Genomic DNA, 25,704 nt, shown 5'->3' on the forward strand with positions numbered 1-25,704 from the left:
AAAACAGATCCCACATATGCTTCACCGGCAAGGCGCGTACCCAGTCGCGAGCGGTGGCGTACAGCTGGCTCGCCACCTGCGGATTGGTCTGGAAAAAGCTTTGCGGACGGATCCACAGCGGTACGCCGTTAAAATTCTCCTCCAGCGCGCGCTCTGCGGTGAAAACAATCTCCTGCTCCCCTTCCATAATCGCCATATGCACCGGCTGGATATTGGCGGAGATAACCCTGAGCTGCGGCAGCTGTTCGCGCAGCCATGGTAGCGCCGCTTCAAGCTGGGGAAGTTTGGCGTCAGAACGCAGCACAAAACGCAGCATCATGCCGCCATCAAGCGTGCTTTCGGTGAGCAGCAGGTATTTCAGTTCGCCGCGCTTACGCGCCACGTTATAGGGCGTTAGTCCGGCGCGGGCGATAAACGGCTTCAGTACGGCGAACACCCGGCGAAACGCGTCGGAATAGAGCGGGCAGTCGGTTAAATCTACCGCGCTGCCATCGCGGTTCAGAATGCCGAGCAGCGGTTTCTCCACGCTGCCGCTGACCACCATTTTGGCTTTATTGCGAAACGCGCGCGCCTCCCCCGCTACCGGGTCGCACCACTGGCCAACGGGGAGATCGCCAAGCAACTGGCGGAGATCGGTCATTTTGTCCTGGAGCTGTTGCTGCCGGGATTTTTCAATCCACGTGCAGGAGCGACAGCGCCCGGCATCATAGAGAGCGCACTGCATAGTAAAACCTTAGAAACGGAGGGCGCAGGATTGTACCACCGTTATTGCAACTGGAAAAACCGGCGGCTCTGCACCGGCAAAAACAGCAGGACGAGGATCATGATATCCGGGGTTTTCTGCATCACCAGCGAATGGAGGATCTCCCGTTTGGTTTCCCCGGCGATGCTGAACAGCTCAGGGTAACCCCAGCCCAACGACGCCGCCCACAGATAGCCGCTGGCGGCGATTTGCGAGATCAGATAAATCCAGCGTCCCCAGTTGCGCCCTTTGATAATGGCAAAAGCGCAGCGAAACTCGATGCATAACAGCAGCAGACTGGACAGAAACACCAGCGTCAGGCTCCAGGTCTGGACGCTGCGGTGAATAAAATCCATCGCGCCGCGCAGCCCCAGCATATTAAACACCATCAGCAGATCGACGCAGCGGGTGGTGATAATGGCAATAGCCGCAATATATACCAGCGTGGGTACATTGAGGCGCGCGTGATTATGGTGTGATCGGGTAAAGATCATCGCTATGTTTCTGGCATCCCTGAATCACAGTGCCGCGACGAACGCGGCACTGTTAGCTAATAATCTCAGATTTTAGAATCATCAGCCGGTTCTTGCACGCTGGATGTCTTTCTGGCGCTGTTTTTCGGAGCGCGCCATAAGATACCAGGCGATTAAACCGATAATCCCTACCACGCCGAGGATGATCGACGCCAGGGCGTTGATCTCCGGGTTGACGCCCATGCGCACGCTGGAGAACACCAGCATCGGCAGGGTTGTCGCCCCCGGGCCGGAGACAAAGCTGGCGATCACCAGGTCATCCAGCGACAGGGTAAACGCCAGTAGCCAGCCGGAGAGGATTGCCGGCATGATCATCGGCAAAGTGATCACGAAGAACACTTTCACCGGCGTGGCGCCCAGATCCATCGCCGCCTCTTCGATAGAGCGATCCAGTTCGCGCAGGCGAGCACTGATCACCACCGCCACATAGGCGGTACAGAAGGTGACGTGCGCCAGCCAGATGGTGAGCATCCCGCGCTCTGAGGGCCAGCCAATGGCGTTGCCCAGCGCCACGAACAGCAGCAGCAGCGACAGCCCGGTGATCACGTCCGGCATCACCAGCGGCGCAGTCAGCATAAACGCAAAGCCGTTGGCCCCGCGAAAACGCCCAAAGCGCACCATCACCACCGAAGCAATCGTCCCCAGCACGACCGCCATGGTCGCGGCCAGGGCGGCGATGGTCAGGCTCAGCCCCACCGCGCTCATCATCGCGCTGTCCTGGAACAGTTCACTGTACCAGCGCGTCGACCAGCCAGCCCACACCGTCACCAGCTTAGAGCTGTTGAAGGAGTAGATCACCAGCATCAGCATCGGCGCGTACAGGAAAGTAAAGCCAATCAGCAAAATCAAAATGCGCCACGGGGAACGCACGACGGGTAAATTATTCATGCGTGATCTCCCGTGGATTTGTTCTGATGCTTGTGGAACCACATGATCGGCACAATCAGGATCACCAGCATGGTGATCGCCACCGCCGATGCCACCGGCCAGTCGCGGTTGTTAAAGAACTCCTGCCACAGTACGCGGCCAATCATGATGCTGTCCGGGCCGCCCAGCAGTTCCGGGATCACAAACTCCCCTACTGCCGGGATAAACACCAGCATTGACCCGGCGATAATCCCGCCTTTGGTCAGCGGCACAATTACCGTGAAGAAGGTTTTCAACGGGCGCGCGCCCAGATCCAGTGCCGCTTCCACCAGCGAGTAATCAATTCGCGTCAACGCGGTGTAAATCGGCAGCACCATAAACGGCAGATAGGCATACACAATGCCGATATACACCGCCAGGTTGGTGTGCAGGATAGTTAACGGCTGATCGATAACCCCCAGCCACAGCAGCACGTTGTTCAACACCCCGTTCTCCTTGAGGATGCCCATCCAGGCATACACGCGGATCAGGAACGACGTCCAGGACGGCAGGATCACCAGCAGCAGCAGGATATTACGCATCGACGGGCTACTGTGCGCCACCGCCCAGGCCAGCGGATAACCCAGCAGTAAACAGCACAGCGTTGAGATCCCCGCTACCTGCAACGATTGTAAATAGGCCTCGAAATAGAGCGGATCGTCGGTTAGCTGCAGGAAGTTGGCGAGATTCAGCATAATCGACAGCTGCGAATCCTCGACGCTCACCAGATCGGTGTACGGCGGGATCGCCCGCGCCATTTCCGCCAGGCTGATTTTAAACACAATCAGGAACGGCAGCATAAACAGCAGGATCAGCCACAGGTACGGCAGCGCGATCACCAGCTTGCGGCCATGGGCCATCTGCATCCGCGCCAGCCAGGCTTTAAAGCCGGTGACGTGCTGGGCTTCGCGGCGTTCAGGTAAACGACTCATCACGCCTCCTTAAACCGTCAGAACCACACAGCTGTCGGCGTCCCAACACAGACGCACTTCGTCGCCCCAGGTTAGCGCGCCTTTGCGGTAGCGATAAGCGTTCTGCAACTGGGCGGTGATCATCTGCCCGCTTTTCAGGCGCACATGATAGATGGACAGATCGCCCAGATAGGCAATATGCACCACTTCACCCACGGCAAAGTTATAGCCGTCGGCAGGGGGCTGTTCGCAGAGCATCACTTTTTCCGGGCGCAGCGCCACGTGTACCGGTACGCCGTCCACCACCGAGGCGTCCGGGTCGACTTTCAGCGGGTGCATCAGGCCGGGGGAGTCGATCACCAGACCGTCTTCCTCGCGGGATTTCAGCAGCCCGTCGAACACGTTTACCGAGCCGATAAATTCCGCGCTGTAGCGGGTGGTCGGGTGCTCGTAAATCTCTTCCGGCTCGCCAATCTGCACGAACTTGCCGCGATTCATAATGGCGATACGTCCGGCCATGGTCATGGCCTCTTCCTGATCGTGGGTTACCATCACGCAGGTGGCGCCCACGCGCTCCAGAATATCCACCACTTCGAGCTGCATCCGGTCGCGCAGTTTTTTGTCCAGCGCGCCCATTGGCTCATCGAGCAGCAGCAGTTTCGGGCGCTTCGCCAGGCTGCGCGCCAGCGCCACGCGCTGACGCTGGCCGCCGGAAAGCTGGTGCGGCTTGCGTTTGGCGAACTCCTGCATATGCACCAGGGTCAGCATCTCTTCGACCCGCGCGGCGATCTCGCCACGCGGCAGTTTGTCCTGCTTCAGACCAAAGGCGATATTCTGCTCCACCGTCATATGGGGGAACAGCGCGTAGGACTGAAACATCATATTAATGGGACGCTGGTACGGCGGTACGCGGGATAAATCCACGCCATCCAGCAAAATCTGGCCGTGAGTGGGGATCTCAAAACCCGCCAGCATCCGCAGCAGGGTTGATTTACCGCACCCGGAGGCACCGAGCAGGGCGAAAATTTCGCCTTTGTAGATAGTCAGGCTGACGTCGTCCACGGCATGCTGGCCGTCGAAGGATTTAGTCAGGTTGCGGATTTCCAGCAGCGGGGTGAGCGCTTTGCGGGTTTTCGCCTGTGGGCGGGGGATAGCGTCGTTCAATTATTGCTCTCCGGCAAAAGCATGAATACCTGTGCGGCCCGGTTGTCGCACGAATAACGGGGCAGAGACCGGCTCGCCTCTGCCCCACGCCAGGGCAGCCCTGGCATAACGGTTATTCAGAAACGGGCGGTAATTACTTACCGCTTTTCACTTTGGTCCACGCACGGGTACGGACGCGATCGATTTTCGGATCCTGCACTTTCAGCGTAAACAGTTTCGCCATCACATCCGCAGGCGGGTAAATGCCCGGGTTGTCACGCACTTCAGCGCTGACCAGCGGGGTGGCTTCTTTGTTGGCGCTGGCGTAGAACACGTAATCGCTGATGTGAGCGATCACGTCCGGACGCATCAGGTAATTCAGGAACTGATAAGCTTCTTCTTTATTTTTGGCGTCAGTCGGCATGGCGAAGACGTCAAAGAAGGCCAGCGCCCCTTCTTTAGGAATGGTGTAGGAAACATTCACGCCATTTTTGGCTTCTTTCGCGCGGTTCGCCGCCTGCCATACGTCCCCTGCCCAGCCGATAGCCACGCAGATATCGCCGTTCGCCAGGTCGTTAATGTACTGGGACGAGTGGAAGTAACGAATGTTCGGACGCAGCTTCAGCAGCAGATCGGTCGCCGGGCCGGTGTAATCAGCGGCTTTGTCGCTGTTCGGATCTTTGCCCAGGTAGTTCAGCACGGTGGCGAACACCTCTTCAGGGGCATCGAGGAAAGAGACGCCGCAGCTTTTCAGCTTCTCAAGGTTTTCCGGCTTCAGCACCAGATCCCAGCTGTTCAGCGGCACGTCGCCGCCCAGCGCGGCTTTCACTTTATCAACGTTATAGCCGATGCCGGTGGTAGCCCAGAGATACGGCATAGCATATTTGTTTTCCGGATCGTGCTTCGCCGTCAGTTTCAGCAGCTCAGGGTCGAGGTTTTTCCAGTTCGGCAACTTGCTTTTATCCAGCGGCTGGAACACGCCGGCGGCCAGTTGGCGCTCAAGGAAGCTGGCCGACGGCACCACCAGGTCGAAACCGGTGCTGCCCGCCATTAATTTGCCTTCCAGTACTTCGTTGGAATCGAACACGTCGTAAACCACTTTAATGCCGGTTTCTTTGGTGAAGTTTTCGATGGTGTCCGGGGCAATATAGTCTGACCAGTTATACACATGCAGTGTTTTTTGTTCGGCAGCCATGACGCTTGCAGAGGCTGCCATCAACGCACCGGCAACCACACCCGACAACCATTTTTTTCTTTGGGTGAACATATCTGTTTCCTTCTGAATAAAGGGTAAAAACTCGTTGTTTTCCGAGCTAAATTTACGCAATTACACATCTGCAATGAAACATATGCAATTTTCGTGCATATTTGGTCATGCTGCGCAGAAAAAGGATCGACCATCCTTCGGCAGACAATGCAGGCTTTTTTCGCTTCGCAAGAATAACTGTAGGATATGTCCAGGACTATAGCCCGGTAGAAAAAATGCGTTTTATCAATTTTTTAGACTGAATCGCTCTATCACCTCGGTTAAAAAGGGGATAAAGGCAGTGAAATGTTCTTTAAGAGAAGGTTATCAGCAGAATAATAAAATGTGATACGCAGTCGCCCTGGTAGCGACTGCGGCAGGGATGAGCGCCGTTAGTGAAGAAAATGGGTATGCATATCGACGCTATTTTTCTCTTCGTCTTCGGCGGTAAAGAGTAAATGATGCGATCCCGCTTCCAGAATCACCATCGAAATTTGCTCTTCGCTCTGGCGGAAAAACGCCGCGAACTGTTCGAACGTCACGCCCACGCTGGCGGACAGCGACTGGCAGACCACCATCTTCGGCATATTATCGTCCTGAATATCCAGGAAGGCTTTCACCGTCAGGGAGCTGGCGTTAATCGCCGATAAATCGCAGGCCAGCGGCAGCAGCGCCGACGGTTTTACTTCCGCCAGCGCCGAGAACAGTACGGTGTTATCCAGCAGATCGATTTTGGCATCGAAGATGCCATCAAAATTTTGCATATGGGGCAAATGCAACGCCTGGCAGGTATCGCACTCGAAAAAACTCACCTCTAACTGTTCAAGCCAGTGGCGCAGTGTGTCCAGACTGGGGACGACGAGTGAATCCATAAAAACTGATACCTCTTAATTCCGGTTCGCGATGTGCGGTGAATGATAACTGGCCGATAGCTTACGCAAAAAGCCCCTCCGATACTACGTTTAAGGGCGCATCCTTTACTCTGGCGCAAAGCTGCGGGGCGCTTCAACCCCCCATTTTTAGACAAAAACCCGGCCTGGCATTTTTTTCAATCCACTGGATCATCAGGGTGGCGATATCAATGCCGGTGGTGTTTTCAATGCCTTCCAGGCCTGGCGACGCGTTGACCTCCATCACCAGCGGGCCGCGGTCGGAACGCAGGATATCCACCCCCGCCACGTCCAGCCCCATGGTGCTGGCCGCGCGTAAAGCGATCTCCCGCTCGCGCGGGGTAATATCCGCGACCCGCGCCACGCCGCCGCGGTGCAGGTTGGAGCGGAAATCCCCCTCTTTCGCCTGGCGTTCAATGGCGGCGACCACCCGATCGCCCACCACCAGGCAGCGCACGTCCCGGCCTTTGGCTTCTTTGATGTATTCCTGCACCAGAATATGGGCGTTGAGGCCGCGAAACGCGTCAATCACGCTCTCCGCCGCCTGGCGCGTTTCCGCCAGTACCACGCCAATCCCCTGCGTGCCCTCCACCAGCTTCACCACCAGCGGCGCGCCGCCCACCATATCAATCAAATCGCTGGTGTCGTCCGGCGAATGGGCAATGCCGGTCACCGGCAAATCAATACCCTGGCGCGCCATCAGTTGCAGGGAGCGCAGCTTATCGCGGGCGCGGGTAATGGCGACGGATTCATTCAGCGGGTAGCTGCCCATCATTTCGAACTGGCGCAGCACGGCGGTGCCGTAAAAGGTGATGGCGGAACCAATGCGCGGGATCACCGCATCATAATGGGGCAGTTTGCGCCCTTTGTAGTGCATCGAGGGCGACAGCGGATTGATATTCATATAACAGGAGAGCGGGTCGAGAATTTCGACAAAATGTCCGCGCCGCATTGCGGCTTCGCGCAGTCGCTTACACGACCACAGGGTTCCATCCCGGGATAAAACGGCGATTTTCATCCTTCACCTCGCTCTCACTGGTATTAACCGGCACATCATACACGGCCCGTTACCAACTGCGTAGCAAGCCTGGACAATTAACGCGTGGCGAACCCCTGTTTATGCAAAAAGTCGAGAATAAACGGGCGATTTTCTTTAATGATGGTACGGCGAATATGGTCGCTCCAGGTATCGCGGCGAGTATTACTGCCGCGGGTGAGATAGTAGCGCGCCAGCTCCTCGTCATAGGCGGCCAGCGCCTCGCGATCCAGCGGCTGGTAGCGATTTTCATGCACCACAATGGCGGTCGGCAAACGTGGTTTCACATCCGGGTTATCGGCAGGCCAGCCGAGGCACAGGCCGAATAGCGGCAGCACCTGTTGGGGAAGACCCAGCAACTCGGTTACCGCCTCGATATGGTTACGGATCCCCCCAATGTATACACCGCCCAGCCCCAGCGATTCCGCCGCCACCATGGCGTTTTGTCCCATCATCGCGGTATCCACCACGCCTAACAGCAGCTGTTCAGCAAGGCCGAGCTGCGCGTCCGGGCTAATTTGCAGATGGCGGTTAAAATCGGCGCAGAACACCCAAAACTCCGGCGCTTGCGCCACGTGCTTCTGGCCGCCAGTGAGCGGCACCAGCTTTGCGCGCAGCGCCGGATCGGTAATGCGGATAATCGAACTGCACTGTAAAAAACTGGAACTGGACGCCGCGCGGGCCCCGGCAAAGATCGCCTCGCGTTGCGCGTCGGTCATCGGCTGGTCGGTAAAATGGCGGATCGAGCGGTGCGAACAGAGCAGCTCAATGGTTGGCGTCATGATGCGAGTCCTTTTCTGGCGATGTTTTTGATTTTGCAGATGATTTAAAAAGTAGCGGTGCCATATTCTGGCCCATGTTCCACACCAGCGCCACGGCGGCGGGCAACATCAGCAGCACGCCGAGGAACACCATTACGATGCCCCAGCTCGCGCTGTTAAACGGCGCAGGCAAGTCGACATACCCTTTCAGGGATAGCCAGGCCGTGCCCAGCACGACCATGCCCACGGCCTCCAGGATCAGCACCGGTTTGGGTAACGCACCCAGTGAGCGCATTGGGTTTCTCCTGCGGTTAAAAAAGGGAGTATAACCTGAAAACCACGCCGCCCTTTTTAGCCATAACGGCGCGATAAAAAATAGCCAATGAAAGATGACAGGTATCAAACTAAGAGGTGTAACCTGCTTTTCATTACTTAGCGTTATGGCATGATAGCCGCATTCGCCGACAGGCACTCGTTATCAAGGAGTTATCATGTTTGCAGTTATTTTTGGTCGTCCGGGCTGCCCTTACTGCGTTCGCGCTAAAGAACTGGCAGAGAAACTGACCGCCGAGCGCGACGATTTTAATTTCCGCTACGTTGATATTCACGCAGAAGGCATCACCAAAGCTGACCTGGAAAAAACCGTCGGCAAACCGGTAGAAACCGTGCCGCAGATTTTCGTGGATTCCACCCACATCGGCGGTTGCACCGATTTTGAAGCCTGGGCGAAAGCCAATCTTTCGCTTTATACCGCCTGATGTATCGCCCATAAAAAAACCGGCTCACCGAGCCGGTTTTTTTTATTCTGACAGTTTTAACAGTTTTCGCGCGAACAGATAGCAAAGCGCACCCAGCCCGCACCAGAATACCGCGCCAAACAGCCAGGCCACCTCCTGAAACAGCGAACGCTCAGGAACAGGCGTAATAAATACCAGCAGCAAACACACCGGCGCCGCCAGCATCGCGCCCAGCAGCGGTTTAAACAGGCGATCGTCGCGAGAAAAAAAACTGGCAATCATTCCCGGCAGAATAAAACACAGCATGCCGAGATCGAGATGCTTCTGTACGGGATAATATCCCGACACCGAAAGCTTATGGAGAATAAATACGACCAGAAAAAGGATAAAGCTGCATACCGTACCCGGCCAAAAAGGAGCTTTCATCACCGATATCCCCTGACATTGCCCATATCAAACTAAAAACAATCACCCGGAAATACGGGTTACCCAGTTAGAATAAGCACTGCGGCAATCCCTGCCTAAAACGATTCATGACACTATTTCTCGCTAGCCGACCACCGGTAATCCGATTAAACTACCGGCCATCGCGTGTTTTTGCCCGAGATATTAATGTGATGAATGAACAATCAGCATATCTTCGATTACGGGCCAAAACAGTAGCGTAAAACATCACCCATTTCAATAGGTTACTGGTAAACGAGAAGTTAGCCGCCGTGAATATAAACGTCGCAGATTTGTTAAGCGGGAATTACATCCTGTTATTATTTGTAGTACTGGCTTTAGGACTCTGTCTTGGCAAATTACGACTCGGTTCTGTCCAACTGGGTAATTCTATTGGCGTTTTAGTTGTCTCGTTATTATTAGGCCAGCATAATTTTTCGATTAACACCGACGCGTTAAATTTGGGCTTTATGCTGTTTATTTTTTGTGTCGGCGTGGAAGCCGGGCCTAACTTTTTCTCTATTTTTTTTCGCGATGGTAAGAATTATTTAATGTTAGCCACGGTGATGGTTGGCAGCGCCCTGCTGATCGCCCTGGGCCTTGGCAAACTGTTTGGCTGGGATATCGGCCTCACGGCGGGGATGCTGGCGGGTTCGATGACCTCCACGCCAGTGCTGGTCGGCGCGGGTGATACGCTGCGCCACTCCGGGATGGAAGGCAATACGCTGAGCACCGCGCTGGATCATCTCAGCCTCGGCTACGCTCTTACCTACTTGATTGGCCTGGTCAGCCTGATTTTCGGCGCGCGCTATCTGCCCAAATTGCAGCATCAGGATTTACAGACCAGCGCCCAGCAAATCGCCCGCGAGCGTGGGCTGGATACCGATTCCAACCGCAAAGTTTATCTGCCGGTGATCCGCGCCTACCGCGTTGGGCCGGAACTGGTCGCCTGGGCCGACGGCAAAAATCTGCGCGAACTGGGGATTTACCGCCAGACCGGCTGCTATATCGAACGTATCCGCCGTAACGGCATTCTGGCGAACCCGGATGGCGACGCGGTGTTGCAGGTGGGGGATGAAATCGCGCTGGTGGGTTATCCGGACGCCCACGCCCGCCTCGACCCGAGTTTCCGCAACGGTAAAGAGGTGTTTGATCGCGACTTGCTGGACATGCGCATCGTGACCGAAGAGATCGTGGTGAAAAACCATAACGTGGTGGGCCGCCGGCTCGGCCAGATGAAGCTCACCGATCACGGTTGCTTCCTGAACCGCGTGATCCGCAGCCAGATTGAAATGCCCATCGACGACAATATCGTGCTCAACAAAGGGGATGTGTTGCAGGTGAGCGGCGACGCGCGGCGCGTGAAAACCATCGCCGACCGCATCGGGTTTATTTCGATTCACAGCCAGGTCACCGACCTGCTGGCCTTCTGCGCCTTCTTTATTATCGGCCTGATGATCGGGATGATCACGTTCCAGTTCAGTTCATTCAGCTTCGGCATCGGCAATGCGGCAGGTCTGCTGTTCGCCGGGATTATGCTGGGCTTTTTGCGCGCCAACCATCCCACTTTCGGCTACATTCCGCAGGGCGCGCTGATGATGGTGAAAGAGTTCGGCCTGATGGTGTTTATGGCGGGCGTGGGATTAAGCGCGGGCAGCGGCATCGGCCACAGCCTGGGGGCGGTGGGCGGCCAAATGCTGATCGCCGGGCTTATCGTCAGCCTGTTGCCGGTGGTTATCAGCTTTATGTTCGGCGTCTGGGTACTGAAAATGAACCGCGCGCTGCTGTTTGGTGCCCTGATGGGCGCGCGCACCTGTGCGCCAGCCATGGAAATTATCAGCGATACCGCCCGCAGCAATATCCCGGCGCTGGGTTATGCCGGCACCTACGCGATCGCTAACGTCTTGTTAACATTGGCAGGAACGCTGATTGTCATCATCTGGCCGGGCCTGGGTTGGTAGGACGTTAAAAATTTTTGTGATTTTTTTAACTTAGGGGCGAACTTTTGAAGGCGTGCGCAGTCTGAATTAGTGCCACTGCTTTTCTTTGATGTCCCCAATTTGTGGAGCCCATCAACCCCGCCGTTTTGGTTCAAGGTTGATGGGTTTTTTGTTGCCTGAAAGTCAGCTTACGCGCCCTTCTTCCCCCGCAATTCTGCCCAATAGCTCACGCAGCTGCTCACGTCCCAGCGGCGCGCTATCGGTCACATAGTGCAGCGTCATCCCTTCGACAAACGCGTCCAGCGCCCGCGCGGTGACCGGGTCGAACCAGCGTTCCAGCAGCGCCTGACTGCGACGCATCCAGGCCTGCATCACCAGCTTTAAACCGGGACGCCGCGCGGCGTAGGCGTACAGCTGGTACATCAGTTCCATATTGCGCGGCGTGGTCATGTACGCGCCGCAAATCAGATCGGCCAGCGCATCGCAGGCCATCGCGGGGCTGATCGCCTGCCCTATATGATGAATAAAGCTTTCTGACATCCGATCGGCAAACCGGCAAAACGCCTCTTCAAGCAGATCGTCGATACCGGTGAAGTAATAGGTCATCGACCCCAGCGGCACCCCGGCCAGCGCCGCGATTTTGCGATGGGTGACGCCGTTAATGCCATGCTCCGCGACGGCATCCAGGGTGGCGTCTAAAATAATGTCTCGCCGCCCGCTGGGGGCGGAATCTGATTTCATCATCCCATCCTCGGGGTCATAAACGTGAGATGTACAAATGTACACTTCCTTGCTAGTGTTGTCTTACCTTTTCCGGAAACCAGGTTAGTAAATGCCGTTAACCGCACGTCAGGCCCTGCGTCGCCGCACCTGGGCGCTGTTTATCTTCTTCTTTTTACCCGGTTTATTGATGGCCTCCTGGGCCACCCGTACTCCCGCGATCCGCGACGGTCTCGCCGTTTCCACCGCAGAAATGGGCGTGGTGCTGTTTGGGCTGTCGATTGGCTCGATGAGCGGCGTGCTGAGCTCCGCCTGGCTGGTGAAACGCTTTGGCACCCGCATCGTGATCCGCAACAGCATGATCCTGGCGATTGCCGGGATCATGCTGATGAGCGGCGGGCTCGCCATCTCCACCGCTTTTGTATTTGCCAGCGGTCTGGCGCTGTTTGGCGCGGGCCTGGGCTCCTCTGAGGTGGCGCTGAATATTGAAGGCGCGGTGGTCGAGCGTGAAAGCCATAAAACCATTCTGCCGATGATGCACGGCTTCTACAGCCTGGGCACGCTGGCGGGCGCGGGCGTCGGTATGGCGCTGACCGCCATCAATATTCGCGCCGACGGGCATATTCTGCTGGCCGGGCTGGTCACCGTCGCGCCGATGATTTACGCCATGCGCGCCATTCCTGACGGCGTGGGTAAAGAATCCAGGCAGGAAAAACAGGCTAACGCCCAACAGCGGGTGCCGTTTTATAAGGATTTCCAGCTGTTGCTCATTGGCGTGATCGTGCTGGCGATGGCCTTTGCTGAAGGATCGGCTAACGACTGGCTGCCGCTGTTGATGGTGGACGGTCACGGTTTTAGCGCCACTTCCGGCTCGATTATCTATGCCGGTTTTACCCTCGGCATGACGCTGGGCCGCTTTACCGGCGGCTGGTTTATCGATCGCTACAGCCGCGTGGCGGTGGTGCGGGCCAGCGCCATGATGGGCGCGCTGGGCATCGCGATTATCGTGTTCGTTGATAACCCCTGGCTGGCGGGCGCATCGGTGTTACTCTGGGGGCTTGGCGCGTCGCTCGGCTTCCCACTGACGATTTCCGCCGCCAGCGATACCGGCCCGGATGCCGCGTCTCGCGTCAGCGTGGTGGCCACCACCGGCTATCTGGCCTTCCTGGTGGGACCGCCGCTGTTAGGTTTCCTGGGTGAACACTACGGGCTGCGCAGCGCCATGATCGTGGTGCTGTCGCTGGTGATTATCGCCGCGCTGGTAGCCCGTGCGGTGGCGAAGCCTGAATCTCAAATTGAAAGTTCAACGGAGCAATGCAGATGAGCGTGAAACTGATCGCTGTCGACATGGATGGCACCTTCCTGGATGACGTAAAGCAGTACAACCGCCCGCGCTTTTTAGCGCAATACGCCCGGATGAAAGAGCAAGGCATCCGCTTTGCGGTGGCGAGCGGCAACCAGTATTACCAGCTGTATTCCTTCTTCCCGGAAATCGCTCAGGAGATCGCTTTTGTTGCCGATAACGGCGCCTGGGTGCTCTGCGAAGGCGACGACCTGTTCAATGGCGAATTCACTGTACAGCAATACAACACCGTGGTGGATCATCTGCTGACCCTGCCAGATATTGAAGTTATCGCCAGCGGCAAGCAGTGGGGCTATATCCTGAAAAGTTACGATCCGTCATTCAAGCTGATGGCGGCGCGCTATTACCACCGCCTGAAAGAGGTGGACAGCTTTACCGGTATCGACGACGTATTTTTTAAATTCGCGCTGAACCTGCCGGACGATATACTCGCCGAAACCATGATCGCGTTGGGCGAATCGCTGGAGGGCATCGTGGTGCCGGTAACCAGCGGGCACGGCTCTATCGATCTGATTATCCCCGGCCTGCACAAAGCCAACGGCCTGCGGATGGTGCAGGCGCGTTGGGGCATTGAAGACCATGAAGTGGTGACGTTTGGCGACGGCGGCAACGATATCGAAATGCTCACCCAGGCCGGGTATGGATTTGCGATGCAAAACGCGCCGGAAAATATTCGCGCCCTCGCCCGCTATCAGGCCGGGCATAATAACCATCAGGCGGTGCTTGATGTGATTGATAAGGTGCTGAATCGCGACGCGCCCTTCAACTAAGCTATCGCCCTCAGCAGAGGGCGATTTTTTACTGCGGCTGTAACCCGCTGCCTACCGATTTATCCTTCAGGAACACCACCATCAGCCCCAGCCACAATAGCCCGTTAGCGAGGTTAAACAGGCTGAACAGGCCATTGCCGCCCAACAGCCAGGCGTGTTTGCTGAGCTCAATCCCGACGGTAAAGATCAGCATTTGCAGCATCCCCATGGCGGCGGAAACCGTGCCTTTACTCATGTCGCTGGCGAACAGCGTCAGGCGCACCAGCCCGGCGTTGGCAAGGCCAATCCCGAACGCGTAAATACTCAGCCCGGCGGTCATCCACAAGTATGCGTGGGACGACACCACCGTCGCCAGCGCGGCCACCGCCAGGCCAAGCATAATCGGCCAGCCGCCCATGATAATCAGCGCCCGCACGGTGCGGCGCGAGGTTAAACGCGCCAGCACCAGGTTGCCGATAATCAGCGCGCCGAAAATGGGCACCTGTAACAGACCATATTCGTAAGTGCTGAGCTTTTCACCGCTGATGATCAGCACCGGCGACTGGGCTATCCAGGCCAGCAGCGGCAGGCTGACAAAGCCGATCGACAGCGCGCCCGCCACAAACCGCACGTTCTTCATCACTTCACGGTAATCGCGCCCCAACGCCTTCATCGACAATGTGTCGCCGAGGCGGGTGGCGGTTTCCGGCATCGCGCGCCATAGCCCGAAAAAGGAGATTGCCGCCAGCACCGCGAACAGCACAAACATCATTTCCCAGGGCGCGACGTGGATCCAGGCCGCGCCCACCAGCGGGCCGAGCAGCGGCGCAATCAGCGCCACGTTCGCCATCAGCGCGGTAATTTTGATGCACACCGCCTCTTCAAACGATTCCTGGATCGCCGCATAGCCCACCGCGCCGATAAAGCACAGGCTGATCCCCTGGAGAAACCGCAGCACAGTAAACTGTTCGATATTTTGCGCCAGCAGCGTCGCCAGGCAGGTCACGATAAACCACACCACGCCCCACAGCATGACGGGACGGCGACCCACGCGGTCGGAGAGCGGCCCCAGCAGCCATTGCAAAAACATCCCGCCCGCCAGATAGGCGGTCATCGAGGTCGGCACCCACTCCACGCCCGCCTGATACTGCGCCACTACCGTCAGCATGCCGGGTTGGATCATATCGTTGCCGATATAGGTCGAGAATTCATAAAGCACCAGACAGAGCGGGAACAGCAGCGCCTGCCGCCCCAGCCGTTTGGTTGAAGAAGTCGTTGTTTGCATGCGTGAAAGTCATCCGTTAAAAATCGCGCAGAGTGTAATGAAACGGCGGCGATTCAGATAGTGAATTGTGCGCGACAGGACCGGAAAACGCACGTTTTCGCGTGGCGTTAAGGTTTTATTCAGAATTGCAGGTTTCTAATCAGGTGAGTCGGGTTATCTATTGTTACACAACATCCCGATAACTAAGACAATACCCCTTTACCGCCCGGCGCTGCGCTTTTATGTTTATCCCCTTTCGCGCCGCACCCTGGCGACAATCGTGGGACCGCTAAGGACTGGATTATGATGGAAACCCTGAACCTGTCACTGTTTGACCTGATTAACGCCACCCCGGCGTCCCCCGCCTGGCTTATTCAGGCCGCGATTTTTATCGCCAAAGATTTAATTCATATCGTGCCGGTGCTGATTGTGGCGCTCTGGCTCTGGGGGCCGCGTCATCAGGTCGATTACCAACGTCATCTGGTGATCCGCACCGCCATCGCCCTCGCCATCAGCATGTCGGTGTCCTGGGTGCTGGGTCAGGCCTTTCCCCATGAACGCCCGTTCGCTGAAGGGATCGGCTATAACTTCCTGCATCACGCGCCGGACTATTCATGGCCCAGCGATCACGGCACGGTGATTTTTACCTTCGCGCTGGCGTTTCTGTTCTGGCATCGCCTGTGGTCAGGTACGGCGCTGTTTATTATCGCCTGCGCCGTGGCGTGGTCGCGGGTTTACCTTGGGGTACACTGGCCGCTGGATATGCTGGGCGGCCTGTTGGTCGGCCTGCTGGCCTGCCTCACGACGCAAATCGTCTGGAACCTGTGCGGCGCTGCGCTGTACCGATTTTTGTGCCGCGTTTATCGAATCTGCTTCGCGCTACCCATCCGCAAAGGTTGGGTGCGTGACTAACGCGGCATCGACGCGTAAAATTGCCCGCTGGCGGCGAAGGCCGTGGCCCACAGACAGGGTAAACACAACAACAGAGGTGATATGGAAACTCGGCGTGGCGATCGAATCGGGCAGCTGTTGCAGGCGTTAAAGCGCAGCGACAAACTCCATCTCAAAGAAGCGGCGGCGCTGCTGGGCGTCTCGGAAATGACCATCCGCCGGGACCTGAGCGGCAATAACGCGCCGGTGGTGCTGTTGGGCGGCTATATCGTACTGGAACCGCGTAGCTCTGCCGTCAGTCACTATCTGCTGAGCGACCAGAAAACCCGTCTGGTAGAAGAAAAACGCAAAGCCGCCCGTCACGCTGCGGATCTCGTCCGCCCCCATCACACGCTGTTTTTCGACTGCGGCACCACCACGCCGTGGATTATCGACGCGCTGGATGACGATCTGCCCTTCACCGGCGTCTGTTATTCGCTGAATACTTTCCTGGCGTTACAGGAAAAACCGCTGTGCCGGGTGATCCTGTGCGGCGGAGAGTTCCACGCCAGCAACGCCATTTTTAAGCCGCTGAACTTCCAGGAAACCCTGGGGAATTTGTGCCCGGATATCGCTTTCTTTTCGGCAGCGGGCATCCATATCCGCCACGGAGCGACCTGTTTTAATCTGGATGAGCTGCCGGTGAAACACTGGGCGCTGGAGATGGCCCAGCGTCATGTGCTGGTGGCGGATGCCAGTAAGTTCGGCAAAGTGCGTTCGGCCTGCATGGGCCCGCTGACGTCGTTTGATACGCTGATCACCGACAGCCGCCCGGATGATGAGTTTGTGCGTTACGCACAGGAAAAAAATATCACGTTAGTGTGGTAACAAGAATGGCTTCCCGCCGGAAAGCGGGAAGCGTTCAGGGGTTAAAACCAGTCGCCAAACCACTGATGGAATTTCATCAACACGAAATCCCACATCCGGCTAAAGAAACCGCCCTCTTCTACCGCTTCCATGACGATCAGCGGACGCTGTTCAATCGATTTGCCATTGAGCTGGAAATCAATATTGCCGACCACCTGGCCTTTTTTCAGCGGCGCGGTGAGCTGCGGCTCGGTCAGGGTAAAGGTGGCCTTGAGATTTTTCAGCTGGCCTTTCGGGATAGTCACGGATCCCGCTTCCCCCGCGCCCAGCTTCACCTCAGATTTATCGCCAAACCAGACGCGCTGGTTAACAAAAGCGGCGTCCGGCTTAATCGGCGTCACGGTTTCAAAGAAGCGAAAGCCCCAGGTCAACAGCTTTTCCGATTCGCGAAAGCGCACGCCATCGGTTTTCGCGCCCAGCACCACGGAAATTAAACGCATATCGCCCTGGGTTGCAGAAGCCACCAGGTTATACCCGGCCCCGGCGGTGGTGCCGGTTTTCATCCCGTCAACATTCATGGTGGTGCTCCACAGCAGCCGGTTGCGGTTCGGCTGGCGGATCTTATTGAACGTGAACTCTTTCTCTTTGTGGATCGCGTACTCTTCCGGCACATCGTGGATCAGCGCCTTGCCCAGCAGCGCCATATCCCGCGCGGTGCTGAACTGGCCCGGCGCATCCAGCCCGTGTACCGTTTTAAAGGTGGTATTGGTCAGGCCGAGTTTGGCGGCATAGCTGTTCATCAGGCTGACGAATGAATCCTGGCTACCGGCCACATAATCGGCAATGGCGATGCTGGCGTCGTTGCCCGACTGGATAATCACGCCTTTGTTGAGATCCGCCACCGAGACCTGATCGCCCGGTTTCAGGAACATCAGCGAGGAGCCACGCAGCGCCGGGTTGCCCGTCGCCCAGGCGTCTTTGCCCACGGTGACCATATCGTTTAGATGAATTTTTTGCGCCTTCAGCGCCTGGCCCACCACGTAGCTGGTCATCAGCTTGGTCAGGCTGGCCGGGTCGAGCTTTTCATCGGCGTTGCCTTCGGCAAGCACTTTGCCGCTGGCATAATCCATCAGGATCCAGGCCCTGGCTTCCACCGGGGGCGCATCGGGTGTCTGAACCTGTTCTGCGGCATACGCTGCCGTGGAAGAAATCAATAACAGTGCAGAGCCTGCGGCCCATACACGCAGAGTTGTCAGTTGCGTTTTCTGGTTCATAGGTGCCACCCGAGTATCCTTTCAACAAAACAAGTGAAATCAAATGCATCGCAATGAGCGGTGAGTGTCCCGCACTCATCCGCGTAAAGAAACACTATGTTGGTAAAGTTTTTAAAGTTTATGCGAATTAACGGGCCGCCGCCGCCGCGCCGGCGATTTTTTTAGCCGGTGTTGAAGATTTATCAGGGTTGTTTCACGCCGGCGGCGAACGTGGCAGAGTATGATGCTGACACTTAATTGCGCATCTAAGGAGCGAGCCATGATTACCGTTTGGGGCAGAGAGAATTCCACGAATGTCAAAAAAGTCCGGTGGTGTCTGGAAGAGCTTGAACTGCCGTATCACGCCATTCCTGCGGGGGGTCAGTTTGGCCTTAATCACGAGCCGGAATATCTGGCGATGAACCCCAACGGGCTGATCCCCTGCCTGCGTGACGACGAAACCGGCATTACCCTGTGGGAATCCAATACGATTGTGCGCTACCTGGCTGCGCAGTACGGGCAAAACCGCATCTGGTTTGATTCGCCTGCGGTACGCGCCCAGGGTGAAAAGTGGATGGACTGGGCAGCATCGACCTTACCGCCCGCGCACCGCGTGGTGCTGTTTGGCCTGGTGAGAACCCCGCCGGAGCAGCGCAACCAGGCGCAAATCAATGAGGCCATCGCCCAGTGCGATAAGCTGTTAGGGATGCTGGATGCCGAACTGGCCCATCTGCCGTGGCTGTCCGGGGAGCAGTTCGGACCAGGCGATATCGCCGTTGCGCCCTATGTCTATAACCTGTGGAATATCGATATTGAGCTCACGCCGCGCCTCAATCTGCAGCGCTGGTATCAGCAGCTCAGCGAGCGCCCGGCGTTCCGTCATACCGTGATGATCCCGGTGAGCTGATTAGCTTTTCGGCGACACCTTCAACAGCTGGCCGTCGGATTCGTCGGTCAGCACATATAAATAGCCATCCGGCCCGACGCGCACATCGCGGATACGCTGTTTCCGCGACTCCAGCAAGCGCCCGTCCTCTTTAACGCTGTTGCCATTGACGGTCATTTCGATCAGGTTTTTATCTTTCAGCGCGCCGATAAACAGTTTGTTTTTCCACTGGGGGAAGGTGTCAGCGTTATAGAACGCCATACTGCTCAGCGCCGGAGAGTGCTCCCACCAGAAAATCGGCTGCTCGGTGCCCGCCACTTTGCCGCCTTTGGCTTCCGGGATCTTTAACCCGCTGTAATTGATGCCCCAGGTCGCGAGCGGCCAGCCGTAGTTTTTGCCGCGCTCGGGAATATTAATCTCATCGCCGCCGCGCGGGCCATGTTCGTTAAGCCACAGCGCGTTGCTCCACGGGTTCATCGCCAGCCCCTGCGGGTTGCGGATGCCGTAAGCCCAGATTTCCGGTTTCGCGCCCGGCTGATTCACAAACGGGTTATCGTCAGGCACCTTGCCCTGATCGGTCAGACGGATCAGTTTGCCCTGATGCTTATCCAGATCCTGGGCGGTGGGCCGCTGGTTGTTCTCGCCTAACGCGATATACAGATAGCCTTTGCCGTCAAACACCATACGCCCGCCGAAGTGGTTGCCGGTAGAGAGCTTCGGAAGCTGGCGGAACACCACGGTGAAGTTTTCCAGCCGTTTAACGTCATCGCTCAGGCGGCCATAGCCCACGGCAGTGCCCGCTTTACCGTCGCTGCCCGCTTCGGAATAGCTCAGCCACACCCGGCGGCTTTGGGCAAAATCCGGTGCCAGCACCACGTCCAGCAGCCCGCCCTGCCCTTCAGCCCAGACATCCGGCACACCGACGATGGGGTCAGAAAGCCCTTCGCCGGGCTGCCAGCGTTTAAGCTGGCCGTCACGCAGCGTGATCAGCATGCCCTGATTATCCGGTAAAAACGCCAGCGACCAGGGATGATCGAGCTTGCTTTGCAGGACTTCAACATTGACGTCCTGCGCCTGGGCAGAAACGCTGACGAACAACAGGGCGGCAACAATGGACACGCGCGGTTTCATGGCTCTCTCCTCAGTTTTCGATAAGGTTAGCCAGCGCGCCGACGAAGGGCGGGAATTTTACAAAACCTTTAACAAATCGGGGGAGCAGCGCTCCCCCGGGTTCAGGCCTCTGCGGGAGCCTGATAGTGGGTGAGTTGACGAATGCTCTGGTTCAATGTGGCAATGGCGCGCTCCAGCTTATCGGCATCTACCGTGATATAGAGCGGGCAATCGTGGCTGCCGGTCATTAAACACACCGCCGCGCTGGATATCGCATCCAGCCCGCGGTGCAATGCCGCCAGCTCATCTTCGCGTAGCGCCAGTTTCAAACGCGGGTGTTTTTCCCGCCAGAAGGCGCATAAAGCAAACAAATTATCGCGCAGATGATTGCTCTCAGCCACCGACATATATCCCTTCGCTTTTCTCAACTTCAGGTACGCAGAAAGTGCATTTCTGGCCACGATCAGCTTCTGGTAGAGATCGTGTTTGAGTCTGGCAACGGACATAACGGTATCCTCCCTGTGCGACATCTAACATGCACAGACAGAGTATGGCTAATTTCTGAGCGTTCACATGTTTTAAATCAACTTTCCATCACACATTAACATTATTTACATTGACACAACGCCAGCGAAGCGGCAGGAGAGGCGCACCGGATCAATACCAGGAAAGGATGAGATTGTCGGTTATTCAGGCGAGATAACCGTTTTGATCACCCGCGCCAACGGGAACGGTTTTCTCTGCTATGGTGAAAAACAGGCCAGGCGGTACATTCATATTGATTCTGAGGGATCCATGTCCACCAATTCAGTTTCAGAAAAAACCTGCGCATTAACAAAAATAGATCTGAACCTGCTGGCCATTTTCTGTTTAATTTACAGTATGGGCAGCATTAGCAAGGCCGCAGATATGCTGGACATTTCCGCTTCAGCCGTCAGCCAGTCGTTGAAAAAATTACGCGAACTCATGGGCGATAATTTATTCGTTCGCAGCGGGAATACGCTTTTACCCACGGTCTATGCGGATGAACTTTACGATAATATTCTCCCCGTTTTAGATTCGCTCTCAAGTTTACTTCCTCTATCAGCGCAGGTAAAAAAGAAAAGATTAACGCTTTATACTGAACCCTATATATCACCGCTGGTCATCCCCGAATTAACGGAAAAAATTATTACGTCGCAATCTGACATCAGCCTGTTGCATCGCACCGCAGATTTAAATGAACATAACATCACGGAACTGTTAAATATGCGTCAGGCTGACGTCGTGTTTTCAACGTTTGCGGTAGAGAGCAGTAATATAACCTGCCAGAAAGTTGCTGAGATGAAACTGGTACTGATTGTCTCCCAACAAAGTGAGCTTTATGGCGATGCCATTACTGAGGCCTTATTTACAGATGCCAGTCTGATTGGCTACAACACTAAAAACGAAAAAATTATTTATCACCGAAGCATTGTTGATAAAAAATTTAGATCGCGTGAACGGTGTCTTTTAACCACCTCATTTTCCTCTTTACTGTTAATCGTTTCAAAAACCAATTGCCTGGGGATCATCCCGGAAAAGTTATTTTCAACCTATCGCGAAATGTATCAACTAAAAAAACTGGAAACGCCTTTTGCATTACCGCACTTCAGTATTTTTTCATCCTGCCGTAAAGAAACTAACAAAATGCTCCAGTGGTTATTAACAGACATTCACAACTAAATCAGACTGGCAACCGCTCCGGTACGTGAAACCTGCTTACGGCGATGATCAATCTCATCCCGGAAAATAATCTTAAGCGCCGCGATTAATTCCGGTCGGGTGAGTCCGGTGGCGGTGGCGATCTGAACCAAATCAACACCATGATCATGGAGCGTTTTCGCCATTTCTAATTTCGCCAGCAAATCTACATCTTTCATTGGATACCTCGTAACAGTGAGTGGCTGAATACAAAGTATCCTGTTACCTCCTTTGAACCCATTAGTGAAACGCAAAGCCGGGATGAGTATGGCTTAATGAAGACGTAATTTACGTACAGATGTGTATAAATTCCCCGAGGAAATCCGTACAATCCCTGCCCTGACCATTCGATAACTGACTATTTTTTGACCTTATGAGCAATGTATCACACCAGCCGAAAATCGGCTTCGTCTCCCTGGGCTGCCCGAAAAACCTGGTGGACTCTGAACGCATCCTGACTGAACTGCGTACCGAAGGGTATGACGTGGTGCCGAGTTACGACAATGCCGATATGGTGATCGTCAACACCTGCGGCTTTATCGACAGCGCGGTGCAGGAGTCGCTGGAGGCCATTGGCGAAGCGTTAAACGAGAACGGCAAGGTGATTGTGACCGGCTGCCTTGGCGCGAAAGAAGATCAAATCCGCGAAGTGCATCCGAAGGTGCTGGAAATCACCGGGCCGCACAGCTACGAGCAGGTGCTGGAACATGTGCATCACTATGTGCCGAAGCCGAAGCACAACCCGTTTTTAAGCCTGGTGCCGGAACAGGGCGTCAAGCTGACCCCGCGCCACTACGCGTACCTGAAAATTTCCGAAGGCTGCAACCACCGCTGCACCTTCTGCATTATCCCGTCAATGCGCGGCGATCTGGTGAGCCGCCCGATTGGCGAGGTGCTGTCAGAAGCCAAACGTCTGGCCGACGCGGGCGTGAAAGAAATTCTGGTGATCTCCCAGGATACCTCCGCTTACGGCGTCGATGTGAAACACCGCATGGGCTTCCACAACGGCGAGCCGGTGAAAACCAGCATGGTCGGCCTGTGCGAACAGCTGGCGAAACTGGGAATCTGGACGCGTCTGCATTACGTATACCCGTACCCGCACGTCGACGATGTGATCCCGCTGATGGCCGAAGGCAAAGTGCTGCCTTATCTGGACATCCCGTTACAGCACGCCAGCCCGCGCATCCTGAAGTTGATGAAACGTCCAGGTTCAGTGGATCGCCAGCTGCAGCGCATCAAGCAGTGGCGCGAGATTTGCCCGGAATTAACCCTGCGCTCGACCTTTATCGTCGGCTTCCCGGGCGAAACCGAAGAAGACTTCCAGATGCTGCTCGACTTCCTGAAAGAAGCCCGCCTGGACCGCGTGGGCTGCTTTAAGTACAGCCCGGTTGAAGGCGCTGGCGCTAACGAATTGCCGGATCAGATCCCGGAAGAGGTGAAGGAAGCGCGCTGGAACCGCTTTATGCAGCTCCAGCAGCAGATTTCCGCCGAGCGCCTGCAGGAAAAAGTGGGTCGCGAAATCCTGGTCATCATCGATGAGGTGGACGAAGAAGGCGCGATTGGCCGCAGCATGGCGGACGCTCCGGAAATTGACGGCGCGGTCTACCTGAACGGCGAAACCGGCGTCAAGCCGGGCGACATTATCCGCGTGAAAGTGGAAAACGCCGACGAGTACGATCTGTGGGGCAGCCGCGTTTAAGCGCGCTTGCTGTGAAAAAGGCTGCCGACTGGCAGCCTTTTTTTATCCTTTTATTTTCGGATCCAGCGCATCGCGCAAACCGTCGCCCAATAAATTAAACGCCAGCACCGTCAGGAAAATCGCCAGGCTCGGGAACAGCGCCACGTGCGGCGCAATCACCATATCCGCGCGGGCCTCGTTGAGCATCGCCCCCCACTCCGGCGTCGGCGGCTGCGCGCCTAAGCCGAGGAACGACAGGCTGGCGGCGGAGATAATCGAGGTGCCGATACGCATGGTGAAATAGACCACGATCGACGATACCGTACCCGGCAGAATATGGCGGAACAGGATGGTGAAATCCGATGCCCCGATGCTGCGCGCCGATTCGATAAAGGTTTGCTGCTTCAGCACCAGCGTATTGCCGCGCACCAGGCGGGCAAAAGCCGGGATACTGAAAATTGCCACCGCGATAATCACGTTAGTCATCCCGCTGCCCATCACCGCCACCACGGCAATCGCCAGCAAAATGCCCGGAAACGCGAACAGCACGTCGCAGATGCGCATGATAATGCGATCCCACCAGCCTTCGTAATAACCCGCCAGCAGGCCGAACACCGTGCCAATGGCCGCGCCCACCAGCACCGCCAGCACCCCGGCGGCCAGCGAAATACGCGAGCCCACCAGTACCCGGCTGAAAATATCGCGCCCCAGAGAGTCCACGCCGAACCAGTGCATCAGCGACGGACCGTCGTTGAGCCGGTCATAATCGAAGTAGTTTTCCGCATCAAACGGGGCCAGCCAGGGGGCTGCCACCGCCAGCAGGATCAGCAACAGCACAAAGCCGCCGGCGATCATCGCCACCGGCTGGCGCTTCAGCCGCCGCCAGAATTCCGACCACGGGGTGCGCACCTGATGAGGATGCAGCCCTGGCATCGCGTTGAGTACCGCCTGTCGGCGCCAGTTAAAAAGTCGCATCCTTACTTGTACCTGATAGCCGGGTTAATGGCAGCGTAGAGTACGTCCACCACTAAGTTGATAAGAATAAATTCCAGCGAAAACAGCAATACCTCCGCCTGAATCACCGGGTAGTCGCGCATTTCCACCGAATCCACCAGCAAGCGCCCCAGCCCCGGCCAGTTGAACACTTTTTCCACCACTATTGAGCCGCCGAGCAGGAAGCCGAACTGCAGGCCCATCATGGTGACGACCGGGATCATGGCGTTGCGCAGCGCGTGTTTCATCACGACCCAGCGTTCGGTCACGCCTTTGGCCCTGGCGGTACGGATATAATCCTCCCCCAGCACATCGACAAACGACGCGCGGGTAAAGCGCGCCATCACCGCCGATACCGCCGCGCCCAGGGTGATGGACGGCAGAATGTAGTGCTGCCAGCTGTCCGCGCCGACGGTGGGCAACCAGCCCAGCTCCACGGAAAAGACCTGCATCAACAGCATCCCCAGGGCAAATGCCGGGAAGGAGATGCCGGATACTGCCAGGGTCATACTCAACCGATCCGGCCAGCGGTTGCGCCATACCGCCGCAATCACGCCCGCCGCCAGGCCGAACAGCACCGCCCAGACCATGCTGGCGAGGGTTAACCAGAGCGTGGGCATAAAGCGGCTGGCGATCTCCCCGGAAACCGGGCGGCGTGACACCAGCGAGGTGCCGAAATCACCCTGTAACACGTTGCCCATATAGCTTAAAAACTGCGACCACAAGGGCTTATCGAGACCCAACTGGCTGCGCACCATCTCAATCACCTGCGCGTCAGCCTCCGGCCCGGCAATCAGCCGCGCCGGATCCCCGGGCAACAGGTGAACAAATAAAAACACCAGCACCGCCACAATAAACAGCGTCGGGATGAGTCCCAGCAGGCGTTTCACCACATAACTGAACATCGCGATCCTTTAGCGTGCGTCTCCCCCGCTGCCGG

General features: G+C 56.4%; 28 protein-coding genes. 9 read left to right on the top strand and 19 right to left on the bottom strand.

Features of this window, described 5'->3' with window-relative positions:
* The 10 genes from GV764_RS11830 to GV764_RS11875 form a co-directional block, all read right to left on the bottom strand.
* Window positions 1-724 (bottom strand): class I SAM-dependent methyltransferase (locus GV764_RS11830; RefSeq protein ID WP_476561219.1); only part of this gene is annotated, 724 nt, incomplete at its 3' end.
* A 41-nt stretch (window positions 725-765) separates the two neighbouring features.
* A complete protein-coding gene (locus tag GV764_RS11835) occupies window positions 766-1,236 on the bottom strand; it encodes a YbjO family protein (protein WP_161660325.1) in 471 nt (156 codons plus the stop codon).
* Window positions 1,237-1,317: 81 nt separating this feature from the next.
* On the bottom strand, window positions 1,318-2,163 hold the full coding sequence (potI, locus tag GV764_RS11840; RefSeq protein WP_125291739.1) for a putrescine ABC transporter permease PotI: 846 nt from the start codon (window positions 2,161-2,163) through the stop codon (window positions 1,318-1,320).
* The gene (gene potH, locus GV764_RS11845) at window positions 2,160-3,113 is read right to left on the bottom strand and encodes a putrescine ABC transporter permease PotH (protein ID WP_161660326.1); all 954 of its coding nucleotides are present in this window, start codon (window positions 3,111-3,113) and stop codon (window positions 2,160-2,162) included. The genes potI and potH overlap by 4 nt, the downstream gene beginning before the upstream one ends.
* A gap of 9 nt (window positions 3,114-3,122) precedes the next feature.
* On the bottom strand, window positions 3,123-4,256 hold the full coding sequence (potG, locus tag GV764_RS11850; RefSeq protein WP_161660327.1) for a putrescine ABC transporter ATP-binding subunit PotG: 1,134 nt from the start codon (window positions 4,254-4,256) through the stop codon (window positions 3,123-3,125).
* 133 nt (window positions 4,257-4,389) lie between these two features.
* Window positions 4,390-5,502, bottom strand: coding sequence for a spermidine/putrescine ABC transporter substrate-binding protein PotF (potF, locus tag GV764_RS11855; RefSeq protein WP_161660328.1), 1,113 nt, complete (start codon window positions 5,500-5,502; stop codon window positions 4,390-4,392).
* A 371-nt stretch (window positions 5,503-5,873) separates the two neighbouring features.
* Window positions 5,874-6,353: a type III secretion system chaperone family protein gene (locus tag GV764_RS11860; protein ID WP_161660329.1), complete on the bottom strand. Its 480-nt coding sequence runs from the start codon at window positions 6,351-6,353 to the stop codon at window positions 5,874-5,876.
* A 133-nt stretch (window positions 6,354-6,486) separates the two neighbouring features.
* The gene (rimK, locus tag GV764_RS11865; protein WP_161660330.1) at window positions 6,487-7,389 is read right to left on the bottom strand and encodes a 30S ribosomal protein S6--L-glutamate ligase; all 903 of its coding nucleotides are present in this window, start codon (window positions 7,387-7,389) and stop codon (window positions 6,487-6,489) included.
* A gap of 77 nt (window positions 7,390-7,466) precedes the next feature.
* Window positions 7,467-8,189: an oxygen-insensitive NADPH nitroreductase gene (gene nfsA, locus GV764_RS11870; protein ID WP_161660331.1), complete on the bottom strand. Its 723-nt coding sequence runs from the start codon at window positions 8,187-8,189 to the stop codon at window positions 7,467-7,469.
* Window positions 8,173-8,463 (bottom strand): DUF1418 family protein, encoded by a 291-nt coding sequence (locus GV764_RS11875; protein ID WP_161660332.1) that lies wholly within the window; start codon window positions 8,461-8,463, stop codon window positions 8,173-8,175. The genes nfsA and GV764_RS11875 overlap by 17 nt, the downstream gene beginning before the upstream one ends.
* A gap of 196 nt (window positions 8,464-8,659) precedes the next feature.
* Here GV764_RS11875 and GV764_RS11880 point away from each other — a divergent pair, with 196 nt between their 5' ends.
* Window positions 8,660-8,926 (top strand): GrxA family glutaredoxin, encoded by a 267-nt coding sequence (locus GV764_RS11880; RefSeq protein ID WP_125291731.1) that lies wholly within the window; start codon window positions 8,660-8,662, stop codon window positions 8,924-8,926.
* Window positions 8,927-8,968: 42 nt separating this feature from the next.
* Here the strand turns inward: GV764_RS11880 and ybjM are convergent, their stop codons facing one another.
* Window positions 8,969-9,331, bottom strand: coding sequence for an inner membrane protein YbjM (ybjM, locus tag GV764_RS11885; RefSeq protein WP_161660333.1), 363 nt, complete (start codon window positions 9,329-9,331; stop codon window positions 8,969-8,971).
* A gap of 290 nt (window positions 9,332-9,621) precedes the next feature.
* Between ybjM and GV764_RS11890 the strand changes: the two genes are divergently transcribed.
* Complete coding sequence (locus GV764_RS11890) at window positions 9,622-11,310, top strand: aspartate:alanine antiporter (protein WP_161660334.1); 1,689 nt, start codon at window positions 9,622-9,624, stop codon at window positions 11,308-11,310.
* Between the two features lie 162 nt (window positions 11,311-11,472).
* On the opposite strand, the gene GV764_RS11895 is transcribed toward GV764_RS11890, so the two are convergent.
* Window positions 11,473-12,030, bottom strand: a complete 558-nt coding sequence (locus GV764_RS11895) for a TetR/AcrR family transcriptional regulator (protein ID WP_476561220.1) — start codon at window positions 12,028-12,030, stop codon at window positions 11,473-11,475.
* 91 nt (window positions 12,031-12,121) lie between these two features.
* Between GV764_RS11895 and GV764_RS11900 the strand changes: the two genes are divergently transcribed.
* Entirely contained in the window at window positions 12,122-13,333 is a 1,212-nt protein-coding gene (locus tag GV764_RS11900; RefSeq protein WP_161660336.1) for an MFS transporter, read from the top strand.
* Window positions 13,330-14,142: a Cof-type HAD-IIB family hydrolase gene (locus tag GV764_RS11905; protein WP_161660337.1), complete on the top strand. Its 813-nt coding sequence runs from the start codon at window positions 13,330-13,332 to the stop codon at window positions 14,140-14,142. The genes GV764_RS11900 and GV764_RS11905 overlap by 4 nt, the downstream gene beginning before the upstream one ends.
* A 28-nt stretch (window positions 14,143-14,170) precedes the next feature.
* On the opposite strand, the gene GV764_RS11910 is transcribed toward GV764_RS11905, so the two are convergent.
* Window positions 14,171-15,406: an MFS transporter gene (locus tag GV764_RS11910; protein WP_161660338.1), complete on the bottom strand. Its 1,236-nt coding sequence runs from the start codon at window positions 15,404-15,406 to the stop codon at window positions 14,171-14,173.
* A gap of 282 nt (window positions 15,407-15,688) precedes the next feature.
* On the opposite strand from GV764_RS11910, the gene ybjG reads away from it, so the two are divergent.
* Together ybjG and deoR are read left to right on the top strand one after the other, a co-directional pair.
* Window positions 15,689-16,297, top strand: coding sequence for an undecaprenyl-diphosphate phosphatase (gene ybjG / locus GV764_RS11915; protein ID WP_161660339.1), 609 nt, complete (start codon window positions 15,689-15,691; stop codon window positions 16,295-16,297).
* Window positions 16,298-16,378: 81 nt separating this feature from the next.
* Entirely contained in the window at window positions 16,379-17,143 is a 765-nt protein-coding gene (deoR, locus tag GV764_RS11920) for a DNA-binding transcriptional repressor DeoR (RefSeq protein ID WP_161660340.1), read from the top strand.
* Window positions 17,144-17,184: 41 nt separating this feature from the next.
* On the opposite strand, the gene dacC is transcribed toward deoR, so the two are convergent.
* Window positions 17,185-18,396, bottom strand: a complete 1,212-nt coding sequence (gene dacC, locus GV764_RS11925; RefSeq protein ID WP_161660341.1) for a serine-type D-Ala-D-Ala carboxypeptidase — start codon at window positions 18,394-18,396, stop codon at window positions 17,185-17,187.
* A 259-nt stretch (window positions 18,397-18,655) separates the two neighbouring features.
* Here dacC and GV764_RS11930 point away from each other — a divergent pair, with 259 nt between their 5' ends.
* Window positions 18,656-19,282: a glutathione S-transferase family protein gene (locus GV764_RS11930; protein WP_161660342.1), complete on the top strand. Its 627-nt coding sequence runs from the start codon at window positions 18,656-18,658 to the stop codon at window positions 19,280-19,282.
* Here the strand turns inward: GV764_RS11930 and GV764_RS11935 are convergent, their stop codons facing one another.
* Window positions 19,283-20,392 (bottom strand): PQQ-dependent sugar dehydrogenase, encoded by a 1,110-nt coding sequence (locus GV764_RS11935; protein WP_161660343.1) that lies wholly within the window; start codon window positions 20,390-20,392, stop codon window positions 19,283-19,285.
* A gap of 101 nt (window positions 20,393-20,493) precedes the next feature.
* The gene (locus tag GV764_RS11940; RefSeq protein WP_161660344.1) at window positions 20,494-20,877 is read right to left on the bottom strand and encodes a biofilm formation regulator BssR; all 384 of its coding nucleotides are present in this window, start codon (window positions 20,875-20,877) and stop codon (window positions 20,494-20,496) included.
* A 202-nt stretch (window positions 20,878-21,079) separates the two neighbouring features.
* On the opposite strand from GV764_RS11940, the gene GV764_RS11945 reads away from it, so the two are divergent.
* Window positions 21,080-22,075, top strand: a complete 996-nt coding sequence (locus GV764_RS11945) for a LysR family transcriptional regulator (protein ID WP_236651870.1) — start codon at window positions 21,080-21,082, stop codon at window positions 22,073-22,075.
* Here the strand turns inward: GV764_RS11945 and GV764_RS11950 are convergent.
* Window positions 22,072-22,272 carry a hypothetical protein gene (locus tag GV764_RS11950; RefSeq protein WP_161660345.1) on the bottom strand — a complete coding sequence of 67 codons (201 nt, stop codon included), beginning with the start codon at window positions 22,270-22,272 and terminating at the stop codon, window positions 22,072-22,074. The genes GV764_RS11945 and GV764_RS11950 overlap by 4 nt on opposite strands.
* Window positions 22,273-22,466: 194 nt before the next feature.
* Between GV764_RS11950 and rimO the strand changes: the two genes are divergently transcribed.
* The gene (gene rimO, locus GV764_RS11955) at window positions 22,467-23,792 is read left to right on the top strand and encodes a 30S ribosomal protein S12 methylthiotransferase RimO (RefSeq protein ID WP_161660346.1); all 1,326 of its coding nucleotides are present in this window, start codon (window positions 22,467-22,469) and stop codon (window positions 23,790-23,792) included.
* A 42-nt stretch (window positions 23,793-23,834) separates the two neighbouring features.
* Here rimO and gsiD read toward each other — a convergent pair whose 3' ends face one another.
* Together gsiD and gsiC are read right to left on the bottom strand one after the other, a co-directional pair.
* Window positions 23,835-24,746, bottom strand: coding sequence for a glutathione ABC transporter permease GsiD (gene gsiD / locus GV764_RS11960; RefSeq protein WP_161660347.1), 912 nt, complete (start codon window positions 24,744-24,746; stop codon window positions 23,835-23,837).
* A 2-nt stretch (window positions 24,747-24,748) separates the two neighbouring features.
* Entirely contained in the window at window positions 24,749-25,669 is a 921-nt protein-coding gene (gene gsiC / locus GV764_RS11965; protein WP_161660348.1) for a glutathione ABC transporter permease GsiC, read from the bottom strand.
* Between the last annotated feature and the right edge of the window lie 35 nt (window positions 25,670-25,704).

The sequence above is a fragment of the Atlantibacter hermannii genome (assembly GCF_009907385.1).
In the GTDB taxonomy this organism is placed as follows: Bacteria; Pseudomonadota; Gammaproteobacteria; order Enterobacterales; family Enterobacteriaceae; genus Atlantibacter; species Atlantibacter hermannii_A.